This is a genomic window from Sulfidibacter corallicola, assembly GCF_017498545.1.
GTDB classification, from domain to species: domain Bacteria; phylum Acidobacteriota; class Holophagae; order Acanthopleuribacterales; family Acanthopleuribacteraceae; genus Sulfidibacter; species Sulfidibacter corallicola.
This window is the reverse complement of record NZ_CP071793.1, coordinates 6,243,574-6,263,091: the sequence shown is the minus strand read 5'-3', so window position 1 is coordinate 6,263,091 and position 19,518 is coordinate 6,243,574. Positions and strand designations below refer to the sequence as shown.

The 19,518-nt window shown below is 57.5% G+C and carries 12 protein-coding genes; 1 reads left to right on the top strand and 11 read right to left on the bottom strand.

Features of this window, described 5'->3' with window-relative positions:
* Positions 1-43: 43 nt before the first annotated feature.
* A complete protein-coding gene (locus tag J3U87_RS19260) occupies positions 44-1,198 on the bottom strand; it encodes an acyl-CoA dehydrogenase family protein (RefSeq protein ID WP_237377405.1) in 1,155 nt (384 codons plus the stop codon).
* Positions 1,199-1,779: 581 nt separating this feature from the next.
* Here J3U87_RS19260 and J3U87_RS19255 point away from each other — a divergent pair.
* Positions 1,780-2,040: a hypothetical protein gene (locus tag J3U87_RS19255; RefSeq protein WP_237377404.1), complete on the top strand. Its 261-nt coding sequence runs from the start codon at positions 1,780-1,782 to the stop codon at positions 2,038-2,040.
* Positions 2,041-2,697: 657 nt separating this feature from the next.
* Here J3U87_RS19255 and J3U87_RS19250 read toward each other — a convergent pair.
* The 10 genes from J3U87_RS19250 to J3U87_RS19205 all read right to left on the bottom strand — a co-directional run bounded on the left by J3U87_RS19250 (position 2,698) and on the right by J3U87_RS19205 (position 19,458).
* Positions 2,698-4,116, bottom strand: a complete 1,419-nt coding sequence (locus J3U87_RS19250) for an IS1182 family transposase (protein WP_237377403.1) — start codon at positions 4,114-4,116, stop codon at positions 2,698-2,700.
* Between the two features lie 743 nt (positions 4,117-4,859).
* Positions 4,860-5,879: an AAA family ATPase gene (locus J3U87_RS19245; RefSeq protein WP_237377402.1), complete on the bottom strand. Its 1,020-nt coding sequence runs from the start codon at positions 5,877-5,879 to the stop codon at positions 4,860-4,862.
* Positions 5,880-5,941: 62 nt separating this feature from the next.
* A complete protein-coding gene (locus J3U87_RS19240; protein WP_237377401.1) occupies positions 5,942-7,492 on the bottom strand; it encodes a peptidase MA family metallohydrolase in 1,551 nt (516 codons plus the stop codon).
* A 103-nt stretch (positions 7,493-7,595) separates the two neighbouring features.
* A complete protein-coding gene (locus J3U87_RS19235; RefSeq protein WP_237377400.1) occupies positions 7,596-10,739 on the bottom strand; it encodes a DUF4175 family protein in 3,144 nt (1,047 codons plus the stop codon).
* Between the two features lie 9 nt (positions 10,740-10,748).
* A complete protein-coding gene (locus J3U87_RS19230) occupies positions 10,749-12,974 on the bottom strand; it encodes a hypothetical protein (protein ID WP_237377399.1) in 2,226 nt (741 codons plus the stop codon).
* Positions 12,971-13,726 (bottom strand): DUF4159 domain-containing protein, encoded by a 756-nt coding sequence (locus tag J3U87_RS19225; RefSeq protein ID WP_237377398.1) that lies wholly within the window; start codon positions 13,724-13,726, stop codon positions 12,971-12,973. The genes J3U87_RS19230 and J3U87_RS19225 overlap by 4 nt, the downstream gene beginning before the upstream one ends.
* Positions 13,726-15,714 (bottom strand): vWA domain-containing protein, encoded by a 1,989-nt coding sequence (locus tag J3U87_RS19220; RefSeq protein WP_237377397.1) that lies wholly within the window; start codon positions 15,712-15,714, stop codon positions 13,726-13,728. Before J3U87_RS19220 ends, J3U87_RS19225 begins: the two co-directional genes overlap by 1 nt.
* 88 nt (positions 15,715-15,802) lie before the next feature.
* Positions 15,803-16,720 carry a DUF58 domain-containing protein gene (locus J3U87_RS19215; RefSeq protein WP_237377396.1) on the bottom strand — a complete coding sequence of 306 codons (918 nt, stop codon included), beginning with the start codon at positions 16,718-16,720 and terminating at the stop codon, positions 15,803-15,805.
* 472 nt (positions 16,721-17,192) lie between these two features.
* Complete coding sequence (locus J3U87_RS19210; RefSeq protein ID WP_237377395.1) at positions 17,193-17,927, bottom strand: hypothetical protein; 735 nt, start codon at positions 17,925-17,927, stop codon at positions 17,193-17,195.
* 133 nt (positions 17,928-18,060) lie between these two features.
* The gene (locus J3U87_RS19205; RefSeq protein ID WP_237377394.1) at positions 18,061-19,458 is read right to left on the bottom strand and encodes a S1 RNA-binding domain-containing protein; all 1,398 of its coding nucleotides are present in this window, start codon (positions 19,456-19,458) and stop codon (positions 18,061-18,063) included.
* Between the last annotated feature and the right edge of the window lie 60 nt (positions 19,459-19,518).

The following is a 19,518-nucleotide window of genomic DNA, read 5'->3' as shown; positions in this document are numbered from 1 at the left end:
CCGAGAGTCGGCGAGATCGTCTCGATCCCGCCGTGGGGTGCCATCACCGATTCAGGCCTTTTTTCAATTCACGGGCGACGACCATGCGCTGGACCTCGGAAGTGCCTTCGCCGATGGTGAGTAGCTTGGAATCCCGCCAGAACTTTTCGGCCGGATACTCTTTCAGATACCCATATCCACCGTGGATTTGCACGGATTCCTCGGCATTGCGAACCGCCACCTCACTGGCATAGAGCTTCGCCATGGCCGACTCGATGGTCTGGCCGACGCCGCGTTGCTTGTTGTAGGCCGCTTTCAAGGTCAGCAGGCGGGCGGCCTCCAGTTCCATCGCCATATCGGCCAACTTGAACTTGATCGCCTGGAACTCGTCGATGCTCTTGCCGAATTGGCGGCGTTCGGCGGCGTAGTGTTGGGCGCACTCGAGCGCACCGCGAGCAATGCCGAGGCTCAACGCCGCGATCGAAATCCGGCCACCGTCCAAGACGACCATGGCCTGCCTGAAGCCTTCGTTGACCTCGCCGATCAGGTTCTCGTCCGGCACGAAACAATCTTCCATCACCAATTGCGCGGTTTCCGAACTGCGCATGCCGACTTTCTTTTCTTTTTTGCCGCCGCTCCAGCCTTTCATGTCCTTGTCGAGGATAAAGGCCGAAATGCCGCGAGTCTTCAATTCCGGTTCGGTATTCACCAGCACCACGGCTATGTCGCCGCTGATGGCGTGCGTAATGAAATTCTTGGTGCCGTTCAGCAGCCAGCCACCGTCCACCTTTTTGGCGGTGGAGAGCATGCCGCCCGCGTCGGAACCGGAACCGGGTTCCGTCAGCCCCCAGGCACCGATGTGGCGACCCGTCGCCAATCCGGGCAGGTACTTGCGCTTCTGGGCCTCGTTGGCGTGTTGCAGGATGTGCCCGGTGCACAACGAGTTGTGCGCGGCGACACCCAGTCCGATACTGCCGCAAACCCGGCCGATCTCTTCCAGAACGGCCACGTAGTCTACATATCCATAACCCGAGCCTTCGTATTCTTCGGGGACCAACACGCCCAACAAGCCGAGCTCACCCATTTCGTGAAACAGATCGACCGGAAAGAACTCGGCCTCATCCCATTCCATGACATGCGGCAGGATGCGCTCTTCGGCAAACTTGGAAACATTCTCCACGATCATTTGTTGATCTTCGCTATAGCCAAACTCAACCATTGAAACTCCTTCCTTTTGCGGGGCTGTCCCTGTACACAGCCCGATCAGCGACGACACGCGGACGAGTTTCCCATCAAGATCCGGCTGTTCGATCGAGCCGGACGACGATGCGAATCAATAAGCAACGGGGCCTCTTCCACGATCCCTACGAACACACTGAAACCGTTCTCTCACCGCGGCGCGACTCCACCGTGACGGTGGGTCCTCATGGGGCTGCAATCCGACAGCCCATCGCAAACGTGGCGCTCTCCCCCCGGAGCGGTTCACAGCGGTTGGTTCCGAATCGAACAGGAAACCTTGAAATGTAACGAAACCAACAATTCATTATAAACCCAAAATCTTCGACGCCAACGCTCGAGAGCGGGCCCGCGGCCGATTTGCCGGGATCTGCGCCCGAATGCTCCGGTGAACCAAACGTCTCGACAGGGAGTTGCGATCGTCGCACGCGACGCCAAAACAATCAAACCTTTTAAAATCATTGATTTACATTTTTTGAGGATCTTTTTTGGGGTCGATGACAAGGGCTGTCTCGGCACTGCGATACATTAGGGATACGACGCAGCGGCACGGAGGTCGAGCCCATGAATATCGCAGCCTGGTTCCTGTTCGGTACGCTTTTCACCATCGCCAACATTCTTGCCTTTCACGCCGGTCGGCTTTCGGAACGAAGCGAAGCGCCCTCGACAAAAGATGCCCGGGGCGTCGCCTCGAAGCGGTCCTGCCCAGCCGAACCCAGATCCCGAGAAGAAGCCCCATCTTCGGAACAGGCCTCCCCTACCCAGATCGAAATCGCACCAGGTGTTCCCTTCGAAGAGGACCACGGCAGGCGGAACGCCGCTTGACGCCCGCACTCCCGACCCACGCCCCGGATCTCGACGCGGCCCACCATCGGGAAAGGAATCCGAACACCCTGATTTTTCCCAAAACGGCCTGATTGTCCTTACCTTCCGCCGACCGAATGTAGGTTTTTCTGGCTGCCTGGTGGTTTCGGTACTTCATCCCTTCACCCAACCCACTCCCGCAACCCCCAGACAGCGAGAAAAGCCCACAAGCGGCCCCTTTCGGGTCGCGAAACCCGAGTCACACGATTTCCCACCACCTCCCTCCGACCATGGAGTCATCCCTCCATGATCTTGTCTCCGTCCCTCCGGCAGGTAGCTCCCAGAACCTGCCTCCCTCATTTCGGGAGCCCCCCTCGGGGCTCCTTTTTTTGTTGGGAGGACCTACGCCGAAATGCGTCGCCCCGCGGTTCCCGCATCACGAGAGTGGCGTCGTCGCTGTAGGTGGAGCAGCTTGAGGCTGTGTGAAAACCCTGAATTCCCTCGTTTCGGCCTGCACCGGTTCTTTTTCTTCACCGGCCGTTCCGGCCGTTCCGCAACTTAATCCTTATCTTGTTGGCTTTGGGGTGATGGTTTCTGTCTCCTTTTTCTGGTGAGGTAGCACCTGATCTTTTAATTAGCTTGGTTAAAACAACTTACAACTCAGTCGCGGTATTATTCTTACAGAGCTTCCATCAGTCTTTCTTGTCCCATGATGTTGAAGAACCTCTTCATGTTGTAGGCCAGGGCCGCCAAGTTCATTTCTGTCCTCACGTTCTCCATTCCTTTCGTTAAGAAACTCCCATACTGGAAGCTCGCCTTTAGCACCCCAAACGGATGTTCCACCAGCCCTTTTCGGGCCTTTTGCAGGAAGCCCTTTTTCTTGCTCTCCCGCTCTAACTCCTCGATTTGATCTTCATATGCGCTTCTCTCGATCTGTCGACCGCTTTTTGCGGTGGTGCATTGATCTCTGAGCGGGCATCCTTTGCAAGCCTTCGTTTTATAGATGGTTTTCGCTTGTTCTGAGCTCTTCTTTTTCAAGGGCTCCAACACCTCTCCGTTCGGGCACGTGTAGGTGTTCGCGTCCCTGTCGTAAACGAATGCCTCTTTCGTGAATCGACCCGATGTCTGCTGCCGGGTTCTACAGGGAGGCACCCTCGGTGTAATCCCTTCATCCAAACACTTCGCCATTTCCTGATGGCTGTAATATCCTTTGTCCGCTACAACCTCGCACTTTTCGATCCCCAGATTTTCCTTTGATTTTAGGCTGATCCCACTCAACTGGTCTTTATCGTTTCGCGCTTGGTTGACATCCACCGCCGCCACCAGCTTGTGCTTGTGATCCACTCCGATTTGCACGTTGTAACCCACTGTCTTCCCATGCCTTCCCCTCATTGCACGGGCGTCCTCATCTGTAAGAGATACCTGACTATCTTGGCTCTCCTTCAACCGAGTTTCGGCCTCCTTCAATTCCTCCTTTTGCTCCGTCAACTTGCGGATTTTTTCTCTCAGCTCTTTCTTGGTCGCCTTTTGAACCTTTGCCTCTTTCTCGTCCTGCTTGGTCAGCTTTTCCAGGTAGTCTTCGATGCGTTCTTCGATCTGGCTTATCACCTTCGCCAAACGCGAGGCATTGAAGTTCCGTGCCTGGCTGTTGACTGCTTTGAACTTGCTGCCGTCAATACCGAGCAATTCACAGCCGAACAATTGGTTCTTTTTGCAGAGTAGGGTGAACTGGCGAAATACCCCAGCGATCCCCTTTTTGTTGTTCTTGCGAAAATCGGCAATCGTTTTGAAGTCGGGTTTCAGACCACGCATCAGCCACATCAGCTCTACGTTCCGATGGGTTTCCTTTTCGAGGCCTCGACTGGAACGTATCTTGTTGAGATATCCGTAGATATAGAGCTTGATCAGGTCCTTGGGATCGTAGCCAGGGCGCCCGGTTTTTTTAGGTTCGGAACGTACGAATTTAAGTTCTTCCATGTCGAGCGAGTCGACAAAAGCATCAATAAACCGAACCGGATTCTCCTCAGCAACAAAGTCGTCCATGAGGGGAGGAAACATCTGGGTTTGATCACGAGGAGTGCCTGAAATGTATCTCATAAAACACGGATACCTCACTTGTTTTAAAAGACTTATAGCACAAAATTGCGCAAAAATAAACGTAAAATACTGATAAATATACATGTTATGAGTTTTCACACAGCCTCAGCTTGCTCCACCAATCGAAGCGAACCAGGAAACGACGAGATACAGCGCTAAAGAGCGGAGCGAGCTCTTCGGGCGGTGGCAGGCAAGGCTTGGATGAGCTTTATCTGATGGCGTAACGCGCTGATGAAGCGTAGGTTGTTTCGATGGGTCGAGCTGGCAGCCAGCGCGGTCCGGTTCAACCTACAGGCCTGGTTTCTCTCTCGGCATGAGGGAACAACGAGGATGGGTGTTTCGGAGTGGGCGATTCGGGAAAGAATTGGCTTCGCTCTTTGGCATCCTGAAGAACTGTAGGTTGGGTTACTCCGAAGTGTCGGCCGGGCCGGCCAACCTACAGCGACGACGCCTCTTTCGGTATGCGGGAACTACGAGGCGACGCATTTCGGCGGAGGACCTTCTGTGGAAGGGTGGGCTTCGCTCTTGGGCATCCCGATTAACCGTGGGCCAAGTCGCTTCGATTGGTGGAGCAAGCTGGCCTGGGCGGCCCCCTCACCTACAGGCCCGACGTCACTCACAACCACGCGGGAACTGCGGGGCAACGTACTTGGCCGACGTCTCTCTCGATCAAACGAGTACGTCCGGCCTCGATCACTTCGATTGAGCGCGCGAGCAGGCCAGGCGAGCCCGGCCTGCAGCGATCAGATACGCACGGTATCCAGGCAGTGCTGAATGATCTTGGCCGAAGTGATGCCCTCGGCCTCGGCCTGGAAGGTGGGCATGATGCGGTGCACCAAAATCGGCTGGGCCAACGCCACGATGTCCTCTTTTTCCACCGCGTAGCGTCCGTCCAACAACGCACGCGCCTTGCCCGCCAGAATCAGCGACTGGCTGGCGCGGGGGCCCGCACCCCAACGGATGTTTTCGGAAGCGAAGGGATTGGCGCCCTCACCGTGCGGACGGGTGGAACGCACCAGCGACACCGCGTACTTGACCACGGTCTCGCTGGCGGGAATGGCACGCACCAGGGCCTGGTGCTCCAGGAGCCGTTCGCGCGTGTAGACGGGCAGAACTGTCGATTCCTCGCGCGAAGTGGTGTTCATGACCATCCGGATTTCCTCGTCCTGCTTGGGATAGGTCACGTCGATCCGGAACAGAAAACGGTCCAACTGGGCTTCGGGCAAGGGGTAGGTCCCCTCCTGCTCGATGGGGTTCTGGGTCGCGAACACCAAAAACGGCGGCTCGAGCTTGTAGGTCGTGCCCGCGGCCGACACCTGGCGCTCCTGCATACTCTGGAGCAGGGCCGCCTGGGTCTTGGGCGTGGTCCGGTTGATCTCGTCGGCCAGCAGCAAATTGGTGAACAAGGGGCCGTTGACGAACTTGAAGGCCCGTTGTCCGGTGGCGCGATCCTCCTGCAGGATCTCGGTACCGATCAGGTCGCTGGGCATCATGTCGGGCGTGAACTGGACACGGGTGAAATCGAGCGAGGTGGCATCCGCCAGAGTGTGAACCAGCAGTGTCTTGGCCAGGCCGGGAACCCCCATCAACAGGGAGTGGCTGCTGGTGAACATGGAAATGATCATCAGGTCAACAACCGCCTGTTGCCCGATGACCACCTTGCCGATTTCGGTCTTGAGATCTTCGTATCCCTTGTGCACATCGGCGACTTTTTCGCGAAAAAGCTGGTGATCGGCCGATATCTCCGTGGACGCAATGGTCATAATGTCTCCTTAAACAAAGCGAATAAAGGATCCGCGGAACCGAACCCGCGCAAAAACCCGACTCAACTCTTGGTTTCTTTGTTTTCCACCGGACGCTTGTGGAGCAACTCCAAAATGGTGTTCATCTTTTCCACTTCTCCGGCCTGCTTGTCCTGGTCCAGGGCCAACAGCTTCAGGCGGTAGATCTCGGGGTAGAAGGGATTGACGCGAACCGCCAGATCCAGGCGGTCGATCGCCTTGGCTTTCTGATCGAGACTCAGATAGGCGCGCGCCTGGTAAACCAACATCGTGGCATCTTCCTGAACACGCGTCACGTTCTCGTCGATGTACTCGATGATCTCCCGATTCCGGTTGAGGTGCTGTTGGCACCGCAGCATGCGGAGCAGAACTTGGCGGTGGATTTTCTCGCCCGAAACCACCGTCTTGCGATACTGCTTGAGGGCGGCGCTGTACCGACCGCGCTCCAGCAGCAGATCGCCCAACCGCGTGTGTTTCTTGTTGGCTTCGTCGGCTTCCTCGAGCTCGCGAATCGCCTCGCTGGATTCGTCCTCGTCGAGAAGCTTGACGCCATCCGCACCGCCGACGTGGGCGTGGATGCGGTACCCGCGATTGGACGCCCATTGCTTCCAATTCTCCTCGAAGGCCGAGAACTCGATGCCCAGAGATTCGCGCAACACGGCGTCCACCTCGGGCTCCTGGCGCAGCGCCACGGCCACCTGGTAGATGAAATCCTCACCCTGGAGTTCGCAAAGATAATCCACCATCGAGGCGGTCTGGGCATAGGCCTGCATGGCCAGTTCCGCGGTCGGAAGGGCCGCGAACGAGGGCATCATCTGTTGGACGGTGAGAAACTCGCCTTTTTGGATGGCCTTGGCGAGACTGGTTTCCAAGGCCTCGCCCAAGGGATCCGCATCCGGACGTTCCCACTTGGTTTCGAAGTACTTGGCCACGCCCTCCTGGAACCACAGCGGCGCATTGTCGCGGCTGTGCTTGGTGAGGATGTAGTGGACGTACTCGTGGGCAAGGACATCGGGCCAGTAGTATCCGCGCGCGACGCGACGGGGCGTGATCATGACCAGTCGGTTCTCCACGCAGAGGGCGATGGTTCCGGTGGTCTCGATCTGTTCCTTGGTCAGGGCGGAGGCATAGGCGAACAGTTGGTAGTCCGGCATGACTTCCACGATGATCTTGTCGCCACGGTTGAAATGGAAGGCCTTGGCATAGGACGCGTAAATGTTCTCGAGCACTTCGGGCAGGTAGGACAGCATGACCTTGTCCGGTCCGTCCTGATAGCGAATGCTGAAATTCGCCGTCTCGAACACCTCGAAGTCCTTGAGTTTCTGGGCGGTCTTGGAGAGTTCGTCGAAGCGGTTGCTCAGAAAACCGTCGCCTTCCAGGTTTTCGCGATTCACCTTCGAGAAGTGCTCGAAGGCACTGTCGTAATTGCCCTGTTGGTGAAAGATCCAACCGCGCAGGAAATGCTCCAGATCGGGGGTCAGCGTGGTGCGGTTCAGGGCACGCGCCGCTTCTTCCGGCTGCAGCGCACGCAACAGACGGATGATTTCCCCCATTTGTCTGGCTATTTCATGGGCATCCCGCAAAACCAGATTCATCGAGGTGTTTTCCTTCGAAGAATCCGGCGTTGACGCCTCCCCCGGCTCGTCCTGACCGTACAGCCCCCCGACGAGAAGCGCCAGGCCCAAGTAAAACAGAAGTCTACTGGTCCATGAGTTTCTCATAGTACTTCCTGATCTCCTTGCCGTACGCATCCGGCAAATTCTTTTGAAGTTGCTTGCGGATGGCGTCTTTCATCTCATCTCGTGAGGCTTTCTTCTGACTATCGGGAATGTAGAAGTCTTTGATTAGCGGATCGCCCTGCATTCGTTCGCGCTGCATTTGCATTCCGCCCATCATGGGTCGCCGACTTCCGGGGTTAGGTTGTTGTGCCTGCTGAAGTTGCTCCATGAGTTCACCAATTTTCTGCAATGCCTCCTGCTCGTATTGAACGGCGCCCTCCAATCGGGAACCATCCAGTTTTCGTTCGGCGTTTTTCATGGACAGGCCGATGTCTTCCAGTTTTTGGAACAGGGGCGAACCGCCCAGGGAATCCTGCGCCTGCTGCTGGAATTGCTCGATCATTTCCTGCAGCTTCGCCTGCTTCTCGCCCAGTTGCCGTTGCCGTTCCTCGTTTTGAGCCTGCATGAATTGCATCCGGCGGTTTTCCATTTGGTTCTTCAAGTTTTGCAACGCATCCAGAATCTCGTACAGCTCGCGCCGCGCCTCCTGGAAGGTATCCTTGGCTCGCGGATGATCCTCCATCTCCTGGGGTACGGTGCGGTCGGCGACCCGCTCGCCGCGAACCAGGAACGATTCCAGCTTGAGGCCGGTCTCGAGGCTCAACATCAGCTCACCCTGATCCAGGTAGTCCTGCATCTTCTCGGTGTGCTCCAAGCCGTTGAGGGTCATGTTCTGGAGCCGATCCAGGCCGTTGCGGCCGATGAAGTCCAAAGTTTGCTCCAACTTGCGGATGCCCTGCTCCACCTCCAACCGTTGCCGATCGGACAGGCCGCTGTTGTCCAGTTGGGTGCGCTGTTCGGCAATTTGTTCGACCAATTGCTGGGAGAGATCCTCGGAATTGAAATCGACCAGGCGGTTGTAGAGCTCGGTCAACATCTTGTGGATGTTTTCCATGATCTTCTTGTGCTCGCCCTGATCCTGCTCGCTGAGTTCGGCATTGTTGCCGCCCATCTGCTTGTCCAGCTCGCGCCGCAGCGCCTGGGTCTCGCGCTCGAGGTTCTCTTCGCGCTCCTTGAGCTCGCGCAACAGGCCCATGAACTCCCGCATCTGCGCCATCATTTCGCGCATTTCGGGGGACATCTCGCCCATCGTCTCGCGCATCGAATTCATGGCGCCCTGCATCTGCTGGCGCATTTGCTCCATCAAGCGCTTGGCCTTTTCGATGTCGCCTTCCTTGAGGGCCTCCATGATCTGCTGCTTCAACTGTTCCATCATGTCTTCGGAAAACTGCATGGCGTCGCTGTTCATGAACTCCTCCATCGACATATCCATCTGCTGCGCGGCTTTCTGGATCATGTCCTGGAAGTCCTTCATCACTTCGTTCATGAGCTTCTCGAACATCTCGGCCAATTCCTGGCTATCCATGTTCTCGCTGTTGTCCAACAGTTCCTGAAGCTGATCGAGGTTGTCTTCCAATTCGTTGTTCTGGCGTTCCAGCTCCAAAATGGCCCACATCTTCAGTTGAAGCAACAACTCGTAGGTGAGTGCCTCCAGATCGCGCTCCTCGAGCATGTGTTGGCCCTGCAACCTTCGGAAGGAATTGTTGACCGTGGGGTTGTAGATGACATTCGCGAACAGCAAATCCATTTCGGATCGCGATCGCGCCCGCTTGTTGATCTTGTTGCGGTACTGATACAGGAAGTTCTGGTCGAGCCGGGTGATGTTCGGCGTATCGCGCACCTTGGTGATCAACGTGTTGGTCAGGTCGCTGGCCCGGTAGAGTCCGTTGCGAATGCTCTTGCCCAGGTCCTTGGCTTCCTGCAACACGGCCTTTTCCGGTTGGGGCGGCAGGTCGGTGTCCAGATTGTCACCGAGGGTGTGGGTCATGATATCGAGCAGTTGACGGGCCATTTCCATGAACTCGTCGTACTTGCGCTCGGGACTCTCCAGTTCGTAGGTCAATTCGCGGGAGCGGCCTACGCCAGGCCCGTTGATCGGGTTGTTGTCCTTGGCCTCCAGGTAGATGCTGAACGATTCGGCCTTGTCCAGGCCCAGGTCGCTCAGGTACCACTGATTGCGGGTGATGAAATGATTCTTGCGTCCCTGCGGTACGGCGATGTCGATGCGCTTCTCGCCGCCCTTCCAGGTCACCACCGCCTCGAGCTGCTTGATGCCGAAGTCGTCCTTGATCTCGGTTTCGATGATCAGGGGATCCAGCACGTTCAGCATGCCCTCGGGCGTATGACCGCGCAGCAGCACTTCCGGAGCCTGATCGGTTTTCACCTGGAACTGGTAGGGCTGGGTTTGGCCGCCATTGGCCGAATCACTGACCAGGAATCGCAACGTGGTGTCTTCCAACAACACGAACTCGTGCGTGACCTCGTTGCCCTCACTGCGACGCAGGGGATGGGGTTTCTCCACCCCATCGTCCAGGAAGAGTTCGCGCGCGCCGGAAGGCAGTTGCACCATGAAACGCACACGGCTGCCGGGGTAGGCGCGAAAGGCACCAGGTCGAAGCGGCAGGGTGCGGCCGGGAATTTGGGTGTATTCCGGTTCGAAAATGGTAATGCTGCCCTCGTTCAAGTCGAGGTGGGTCTGACCGAAACTCACGCGGGGATTGTAGAATTTGTCCAGGATGGCGCCGTGGAACAGCCCCCAAATCAACACGTTCGCGGCCAATGCCATCATGCCGTAGCGATTCCAGGGAATGAGCGGCTGTTCGCGAATGTTGAGTCCGCTCAGTTTCTTGGCGACCTGCTCCACGTAGGCTTCGCGTAGGAATCGCTCCGACTGGTCGGAACGATCTTCGAGAAAATCGAGCGCGGAGTGAATGGTCAGGGCCATTTTGGGAATGCGGTCTTCGACGAAATTGGCCACCTGGCGCACGTTGCGCAGCCGCCACCATTGCCACGGCAGGAGCGCCACCAACAAGGTCCCGACCAACACCGGCAGCCACAACAAACCAAACCAGGTCAGCGACATGCTCTTGATCACGAGAATGGCCAGACAATAGACGAGCAAATAGATCGCCGTGGCAAAAAACGCCTGGACGAACATGCGCGCAATTCTCTGTCGCAGGAGTTGTCGCCCTATCTTGCTCAGATTCAGATGTATCGGGTGCATACAGCCACCTCACGCCAATTGACTGGAACGACGGACCGCCCATTCCAAACCGGCAATCGCCAGCAGGATCGGCAGGCTCCAAATCCAATTTCGGAGCTTCAAGCGTCTGGTTTCGATGATGTGCTTGGATTCCGGCGTGGCTTGGGCCACGGCTCGGTGATTGAAAGAGCTGGTTTCCGACTGGAACTTACCGCCGGAAAAGGAGGCCAAACGCTGCAGCGTTTCGGGGACCAGATCCAAATTGCGCAGTTCGTCTTGGGAGCCACCCAGGAACACGGTGGCAGGACGGGACAGCTCGGACCAGGGCGATTCGGGAATCGACACCTGAAAATAGCCCGGGCGATCGGCGGCGTATTGAATTTCCGCCCGCCCGCTGTAATCGGTGGTGAAGGGGAGACTGACCGGTTCGCTGCGCCCGTCCAGGGGTTTGATCTCCAGGGTCGCCGCAACCGATTCGGCGGGTTCGTAATCGCGGCTCCGCATCAACAGTTCCACGTTCAGGCCGAGCGGGTTGGACGCGGTCTTGGTGGCGGTGACGCGCACCTGATTCAGCGCCGGATCCTGGATCACCCACTTGAGCGCCTGCTCCCAGAAGTCGTAGTAGTTGTCGCCGGTTTGACCGGAAGCCAAGGCGTCGCGGCGCCACTTCCAACTGGAACTGGAATTGAGAAACAGGGTGCGCCCGTTACCGGGTTCCATGGCCGCCAACAACGGCTTGCCGTTTTTATCGCGGATCAGCATCCGACCGGACTGGTGCAGGGACACGCCCGCCATACTGCCCTTGAACTTCTGCAGTTCGGGATTGAACAGCCGCAGCATGGGGTGCTTTTTGCCGTATTCGGTGAACTGCGGAATCAGGGTTTCCTCGTTGTAGGGTGTCCGGTAATTGGGCGGAATGGCCGGCAGGATCTCGGCCAGCGGGGTCAATCCCAAGCTGGGTCCTCCAGCCGTGCGCGGACCGCCGATGGCGATGAAACCGCCGTGATGCTCGGTCACGAATTCCTTGATCTTGCGCATCAGGCGACGGGCCTGATAACTGTCGCTGAAATAGTTGCCGGCATCGAAATCCTGAAAGACCACCACGTCGAAACCGAACAGTTGGCGATCGAAGATCTCCTCGGTCGGAAACGGGACCAACGCCATTTCGTCGTGGGGAATGCTGCGGTTGTCGGTGCCGATTTGAATGTGTTCCCGCGTCCGCATGATGTAGAAGGCCGTCAAGTCCACCAACGGATCGCGTTCGAACATGGCCCGCAAACCCTGCAGATCCCAGGTGATGCTGCCCGCGATGTGCAGGACGCTGATCTTGTCGCGGCCGATGTCCACCAACACCTGCTGGCGATTGTTCTCGGTATTGGCTTCCAGATGGTGCGGCGGTACCAGAATGGTGTAGAGGTGTTCGCCCTGCTGTTCGGGATAGAACTGGAACTCGACGGTCCCGAATCCCTGTTCGTCCAGCACGAGATCCTTGATCTGAATGATCTGGTCGCCGTCCAGCAGTTGAACCTGGGTCTGGAATCCGTCCAGGTTACGCACGATGATGGTCGCTCGAATGTTCAGGGGCGCACGCACGAAGGAAAAGGCCGGGGCGTCGATGGAGTGGATCGCCACCTCGGGACCCTGGAGCTGATCCCCAATCAACACGGTGTTGATGGGCGGGGCGTTGAGCCGCTCGAGCCACAGGCGGGTGTCCTCCACGGACATTTGACTGAACTTGCCCAGATCGTGACCATCGGAGAGCACCATCAGTCCGGTGTAGTCGGAATGGTTGGACAGAAACTGGCTGAGACTGTTGTAGAAATCGGTCTTGTTGCCGGACAGCCGACGCGGGTTGAGTTCGGCGCCCAGCGGCTCGGAGACGGTGTGATCGAATTCGAACACGTCCATGGGCACGTTGGCGGTCCGCATCTGATCGAGCACGCCAAAGGCCTTCTGGTAGCGCGATTCGCCACCTTCGACTTCCGCGCCCATGCTGCCCGATCGATCGACGAGCACCGCAAGACGGGATTCCTGTTGCTGAATCACACTGCGCGTGAGCGTGGGATGGTGCAGCAGAAAGTAGCCGGCTCCCAGCAACAATGCCCGCAAGAAACCCGAGAGTACGCGAATCTTCATCGGTTGAAAGCGCGTGGCCGACACGGCGTAGAGGAAAGCGGCCAGGGTAACACCCAGGACCAACACTTCCAGCCAGAGCGGGCCCAGCGGCTGCAATTCCAGTTTGGGCCAACCGTTCATATTCTGCGCCTCCTCTCGATGATCGGGGGAAAGGCTCGGTCCTTCTTATAATTGAGCGTCAAGGTGTAGTAGGTCAGATTGATGCCCAATCGAAAGCACAACTCGCGGCGGAAGCCACCGCCGATTTCCATGTTGAAGCGCCAGTTGCCGAGCTGATCGGCCTCCATCGCGCCAAGCAGGTCGTTGTGTGAATAGAACGCGTGAGTGCGATGTCCCACGGGCCATCCTTCGAGATAATTTTTCTTGTTCAGCCGGCCACGAGGCTCCTTGAGCAAGTAGTAGCTCTGGTAGACCGCGTGATCGCGCGGGATGACCTGGGGTCCGGTCAATTCGGGATAGACCTTGCGCATGAGGGCCAGCGCCGATTTGTAAAAGTCGTCCTGCCCATCGCGAGAGGTGTCGTCGAACAACAACAAACCGCCGGAATTGAGAACCAGACGCAGGCCTCGGGCCTCCTTGACCGAAGGTTCGGGAATGGTGTTGCTGCCGGAGATGATGAAGAACGGCGAGCTGACGGTGGCCACATCGGAAAGATCGAGCACTTTGTGCTTGGCTTCGATCGGGATGTTGCAGCGTTTCTGGACCTCGAAGCTCAGCTTGATGAGGGCCCGTTCGCGTTCCTCCCAACTGTCGCCCAGCCGAAGCAGGCCGTACTGGAACACGTCGGCATCACCGCCCAATGCGGGCATGGCCCCCGCGACCGAAGCCGCACAGAGTCCCGCGCTCCAGGTAAGGAATTCTCGGCGATCCATCAGCGGCCCCCCCAGTTCAAGCTCACCCTGGCCGCGACACAGGTTTCCACGAGAATCAGGGCGAACAGCAACCACTGAACCTGCGGCGCCAGTTCGGCCCGTACGAAACTGCGGAACCCAGCCTGTTCGAGGACGTTCTCTCCCTGATTCGTATCGGCAAGAGCTTCGAAAGATTTGAAATTCAACTCTTCGGGATCCAAGCGGACCTGAATGAATTGGGTGTTCTTGTTGACCTGACGGGTATAGATCCCCGGCAGCGGGCCCGCAATATCCAGATCGCGGTATACCTCGGGAATGTACTTGGGATTCAACTCAGCGGCGATGTCCTGTTCGAGAACCTCGGAGACGGTCATGCCCTGGTAACTCATATTCTCGTCGCGTTCGGAAAGATAGGCCACGATCTGGCGCACGAACGGCACGTATCCGAAACTCAGCGCGAAGCTGTTCCAATCCAAATCGGCCGAACTGGCCCAGACCGCAAGGCGGCCGGCACTGGCCTGGTGAGTCAGCAGCAGCGGTGTCCCGTCGGCCAGGGCGATGGGCACCTTGGCCCCCGATTGACCCGCGGTCATGATCGTGAAGCGCCCGACCGTGAACCCGTCCAGGTAACCGCGCCAATCGCTTTCATCGATCGAGGAAAACAGGGGATGGTCGTATTGTTTGATTTCGGCGGGACGCGGCGGTTCGAGCGACTTCGCCTCCCACATTTCCAAACCGTATTTCGAAAAGAACTGGTTCCAGGCATCGCGGTCCATGCGCTCGCCCATGGTGACCATCACGCCCTTGCCCGTATCCAGGGCCTCCGTGAGCATGTCGCTCTGGGGAAGGTCGGCGTTGAGCATGCAGATGACATCGGCCCAATCGGTTTTGGATCGATCCAGACCCGCCGGGGTGACCACGTTGAGGGCATATCCGTACAGGTCGCTTTCATCCAAACCCAACGCGTTTTTGAAGAAAAAGCTTTCCGAATGAATCGCTTCCGGGTGCGAATCGCCGTCGACCACCAGGATGTTGACCTTGCGATTGCTGCGCGGCGCATAGACGACCTCGTTGTCCAGGTCGAAATCGTCGGAAGGCAGACGCAACGTCAGGGTGGCGGGCACCCTTTCCTCCAGGCCGAACCGGTGAACGGTTTGCGCGAAACCGTCGACGCGCATCGGATGGGAGAGGCGCGTCCCGTCGGGCATGGACAGGATCAGGTTGGCCTGCTCCCGTTGATCGCCGCCGTTCTGGAGGCTGACCTCGATCGAGTTGGTGTCGCCGGGTGCCTGATCCACTTTGGACAACCCCAGATTTCGCAACGGCTTCTCGCCACGCACCGAGGCGTAGATGACTTCGACCGCACTGGGCTTTTCGACCGGTACCTGGCGCCATGCGCTGAGGCTGCCGTCGGTGATGATACGCAGAATGGCCTGGTTCCAGCCTTCCTCCCGCACGATGGCCAGTGCCTTCTCGTAGCCTGCATCGAGCGTGTGGCCACCGGTCGTCGGCTTGAGTCGAGGCAGGACGTCGAGAACCTGGTCGGCGGTTTTGAGCTTGGGATGGGCTTCGGGATTGCCGGCCAAGATCAACCGCGTGGGACTCGCACCCGCACGCCGCTCCAGGAGATCGCGAATCTGGAGCCGGGCTTCCTCGAAGAGGCGTTCACCACCGGGCGCGGCCATCATGGAGACCGAATCGTCGAGAAGGACGATCAAGGGCGCGTTGGTCTTCAAACCGGAATCGCCGAATTTCTCGTCGACATAGGGTTTGGCGAAAAGAATCGCCAGCAGGCAAACGATCATGATGCGGAACAGCATGAGCAGCATCTGCTCCACGCGGAACCGCCGCTTGCGCTTCTTGTCTGCCTTGAGAAGAAAGTCGATGGCGGGAAAACGATAGCGCTCGGCACGGGGCTTGTGGCGCATGTGCAGGTAAATGGGAATGGCCAGGGCCAGGAGTCCCAGAAACGCCAGAGGTGCGAGGAAAGAGATGTTGAACAGGCTCATGGACAACCTTGTGGGGCGAAACTCGGTGACGAAACCCGCTCCCAAACCCGGGAGAGCGATTTCCGCCGCGGTTGACGTTGACGGGGATTCAATAGAGTTTTCGTAATTTCTTGGCCCGCATGGGACCGTTGAGACAGTTGGCGATCACCCGCGAAGGGCTCTCTTCGGTGTGAACCGTTTGGAAATCGACGCCAATCTTGCGCATCGCCGCGCGAAGCTGGTCCTGATGCTCCTGAAGCGCTTCCATGTACTGGGCCCGAATCTGTTTGCTGTCGGCCACCATGAAACGCGGGTCTTCCATGGATTCGAAGCGGTAGAATCGGCTGAAGGGAAACTCGAGCTCGTCGCGGTGGAGGATCTGGTAGATCATCAGGTCGTGCCCACGGCTTTGGAGAATGCGAATCTTGGCCATCAATTGGTCGAGATCGACCAGGAAATCGGAAAAAAGCACGACCAGGCTGCGCTGCACGATTCGATCCTGGGCGAATTTGAGTAACTGGAGAATATCGTGATCACCGGCGGGTTTGGTATTTTCGATTATTTGACAAATCTGCTGTAGATAGGCAACCTGACTGCGCGGCGGCAAAAAAATCACGTCATCGTCGCGATGGGTGGTTACCGAAACCGCATCCGACTGCTGGATGAGGATGTAGGAGAGGGCCGCCACCAAGGTGGCCGCGTAATCGTGTTTGGCGACACCCTGGCCCTCGGGATAACTCATGGAACCGCTGCTGTCCAAAAGGATGTAGGCACGCAGGTTGGTGGTGACTTCGAACTGTTTGACGTGGTAGTGATCGGTCCGCGCAAACAGGCGCCAATCGATGTAACGCAGTTCGTCGCCAGGACTGTAAGAGCGGTGTTGGGCAAATTCGATGGAGCCGCCGCGAAACGGCGAAACGTGCTCACCGACCAAAGCTCCCTCGACCACGCTCCGCGCTCGCACCAGCAAATTCTTGATGCCCATCAGGACCGAAGGGCTTAATCCGGCGATGTGGGAGGTACTCAAATCAAGGTACTCCTTCTTCAGGATTTGCGAGCCGACAAGCAGGAAACGTACCGCAGGTAGGTATTCCCTTTTTATCCGTTGGCACCCGGCAATTCGTTTCAAATTTTTGTTTGAGGGAGAGTCATTCCTTACCGAATTAAAACAGGACCGAACCGATGATGACAAGCGTATCGGTCAGCCTGGCCGTCAAGACGTCATTTTGGCGTTGCATATTCCGATGAAATGCACCGAAACGGATTTTTCGGCGCGGACAAAAGGCCTTGCCCGGGGCAAAAGAAATCAGAGATCGAGCTGAAAAAACGAACGAGAATCGACAACGGAATCGCAAGCGGGATGGCGACAGTCGTGCCCCGCGAGAAGGAGATCGCGCCAATCGCGAACCCTTCCCGGATCACACCTCTACCTCATCATTAAATTACATTCGCACCAAAATGCCAACCGAACCGCGCGGCTCGAATCCCGCGGGCACGCTTCATTTTTTGCCGAACCCCTTGAAGGCCACCCACTTCGGTAACAAGAGGCCACGAAACTTTTCTACCGCCTCGGGGCCGGACGCGATGCCGATCTCTTCGTCGAAATTCAGGGTGTACCGAACCTTGGTGCCATCGACTTTTTCCAGATTGGTATCCGTCAGTTCGGGAACGGTCAACGCCAGTTGTACGTCCATCCCGCTGAAGGAGGCCTTCAGCATCTCCAACTGGTTTTCCAGAAGCGCGTCTTCCATTTCGCGGTAGGTCCGGGTCATTTCGTTGTCCAGGAAAGTCCAGCGCCAGACACCCTCGGTCTTCTCCAGCGCCATGAAATCGCCGCCGGCCCGGTTGACGAACGACGGGGCGTCCTTGGCGAAGATGCGCATGTCGATCACGCGAAACCCGTCTTCGCTCTTGTTGCTGTACGACCGAAGTTTCCCGTTGTTGTCGGCCAGATAGCTCTTGAGTTCCTCTTCGTCGAAAAGCGGAATCGTTTCACCGGGCTGACTGGCGGTGCCCAGCACCATTTGATACATCTGCTCCAACATCTCGATATGGATGTGCGAGGCCACGGAGCCGTCGGGCGCCATGTTCAAATCCATGCGCAATTGAATGCAACCGGTGGTTGCGAACCCGACGAGAAGGAGCGACAGCAGGAGCAGACGGCGTGCACCGGGCGAGGAGGGTTCGGCGTGAGGCGACACACCTTGGATGGAATGGGAACGAGACTGATTCAATGGAAGCTCCTTGGATGTCGCAATGCCGCACCGGGGGCCGAGATAGAAAAGGGAGGCGATCGCCTCCCCTGTTCGGTACCTCGATGTCGGATGATCCCCGATTCGACCGGAAACCCGATCGAAAGGGGCCTGCTCAGCCTCGGTCTTTGAAAAACGAGGCGAACGGGTTGTTGTTCAGCGCGTCGTCCTGCTCCAAGAACGCATCCAGGGTCTTGCCGTCGATGGACTCGCTCTGTCCCTTGAGTGAAAAGGTATAGCGGCCGCGATCGTCAATTTCCTCCAAAATCACATCGTGTTGCGATTGGGGCGGGAACTGATCGACGATTTGTTTCATGGAGGTGTGCTTGAGAGTCCGCTTGGGAATCAGGCCGCGCGCGGGATCGTCCAATCCTTGAACCAAAACACCGGCGGGAATGACTTTGATCACCTCGGCCCGCAACTCGTCGCCAGGCTTGAGACTGGAACGCATTTCCTCGTTCCAACCGGGCAGCCCCAACGCGATCTTGCGATCCTGGGTGTTGATGTCGACCACCTCCACTTCGAGTTTCTGACCGACTTCGAAGCTGTCGAGGTCCACCGAGCGGCCCGATTGCTTCATGAAGCGAAGCGGCAGGAGCCCGTCGATGGCGGGGGCCACGTTGATAAATACCCCGAAGTTGCTGATGCGGACGACCTCACCGGTCACAGTTTGACCGATTTCGAAGGCCAGGGTGTCCCAGGGATCCGGAAGCAAGGCTTTGATGGACAGGGAAATGCGTTCTTTGCCGGCATTGTCGATGCGGGTTTCCAGCAACTTGACCTCGACCTCCTGGCCGACTTCCAACACATCTTCGACGCGAGCGACATTCTGGTGACTGAGCTGGCTGATGTGGACCAACCCGGTCAAACCGCCCAGGTCCACGAAAGCCCCGAAGGACTGAATGTCGCGAACGCGACCCTGCAACACGGAGCCGGGGATCAGCTTCTTGCGTGTCTCGCGGATTTTTTCTTCACGGCGTTCTTCGATCAATGCACGCCGGGAAACGACGACGTTCTCGCTGGACTCGTCGAATTCGATGATCTTGAATTCGTAGGTTTGCCCAATGGCCGCCGCGCGGTCGTCGTCGTTGCGGAAACCCAACTGCGAAATGGGGCAGAAACAGCGAACACCCGCGATGTTGACTTCGAACCCGCCCTTGATGGCGGATTGAACCTTGCCCTCCGCCGGCTTGCCGGCTTCGTGGGCATCGCGAACGACACTCATGTCGCCATAACCCATGACGGGGTCCAGGCTCAGGCCGATCGGTTGTTTGGTTTTGGAGACGAACACCTGGATCGTCTGCCCTTCCTCCAACGCCTGATAGCGCTCATCGTCCTCGGCGAGCTCCAATTGAGCCTCGGTCCGCATGCCGATGTCCACGTACACGGTTCCCTTGGAAACCATGACCACCTTGCCTTCGAGGGCTTGTCCAGGCTGAACACGCTTGATTTCACGCGCTTCGGATTCGTTTAATAGTTGTTCGAAACTGGGTTCCTGTTGGTTTTCTTCCATCTGTCTTAGCTCCAGAGTCTAAGGCGCCGATCTTCATCCGCAGAGCACCATTGGCCACTC

Bases quoted from the DNA above. Each gene is read 5' to 3' on its own strand.
- J3U87_RS19260 (WP_237377405.1), bottom strand. From the start codon at position 1,198: ATGGTTGAGTTTGGCTATAGCGAAGATCAACAAATGATCGTGGAGAAT.
- J3U87_RS19255 (WP_237377404.1), top strand. From the start codon at position 1,780: ATGAATATCGCAGCCTGGTTCCTGTTCGGTACGCTTTTCACCATCGCC.
- J3U87_RS19250 (WP_237377403.1), bottom strand. From the start codon at position 4,116: ATGAGATACATTTCAGGCACTCCTCGTGATCAAACCCAGATGTTTCCT.
- J3U87_RS19245 (WP_237377402.1), bottom strand. From the start codon at position 5,879: ATGACCATTGCGTCCACGGAGATATCGGCCGATCACCAGCTTTTTCGC.
- J3U87_RS19240 (WP_237377401.1), bottom strand. From the start codon at position 7,492: ATGAATCTGGTTTTGCGGGATGCCCATGAAATAGCCAGACAAATGGGG.
- J3U87_RS19235 (WP_237377400.1), bottom strand. From the start codon at position 10,739: ATGCACCCGATACATCTGAATCTGAGCAAGATAGGGCGACAACTCCTG.
- J3U87_RS19230 (WP_237377399.1), bottom strand. From the start codon at position 12,974: ATGAACGGTTGGCCCAAACTGGAATTGCAGCCGCTGGGCCCGCTCTGG.
- J3U87_RS19225 (WP_237377398.1), bottom strand. From the start codon at position 13,726: ATGGATCGCCGAGAATTCCTTACCTGGAGCGCGGGACTCTGTGCGGCT.
- J3U87_RS19220 (WP_237377397.1), bottom strand. From the start codon at position 15,714: ATGAGCCTGTTCAACATCTCTTTCCTCGCACCTCTGGCGTTTCTGGGA.
- J3U87_RS19205 (WP_237377394.1), bottom strand. From the start codon at position 19,458: ATGGAAGAAAACCAACAGGAACCCAGTTTCGAACAACTATTAAACGAA.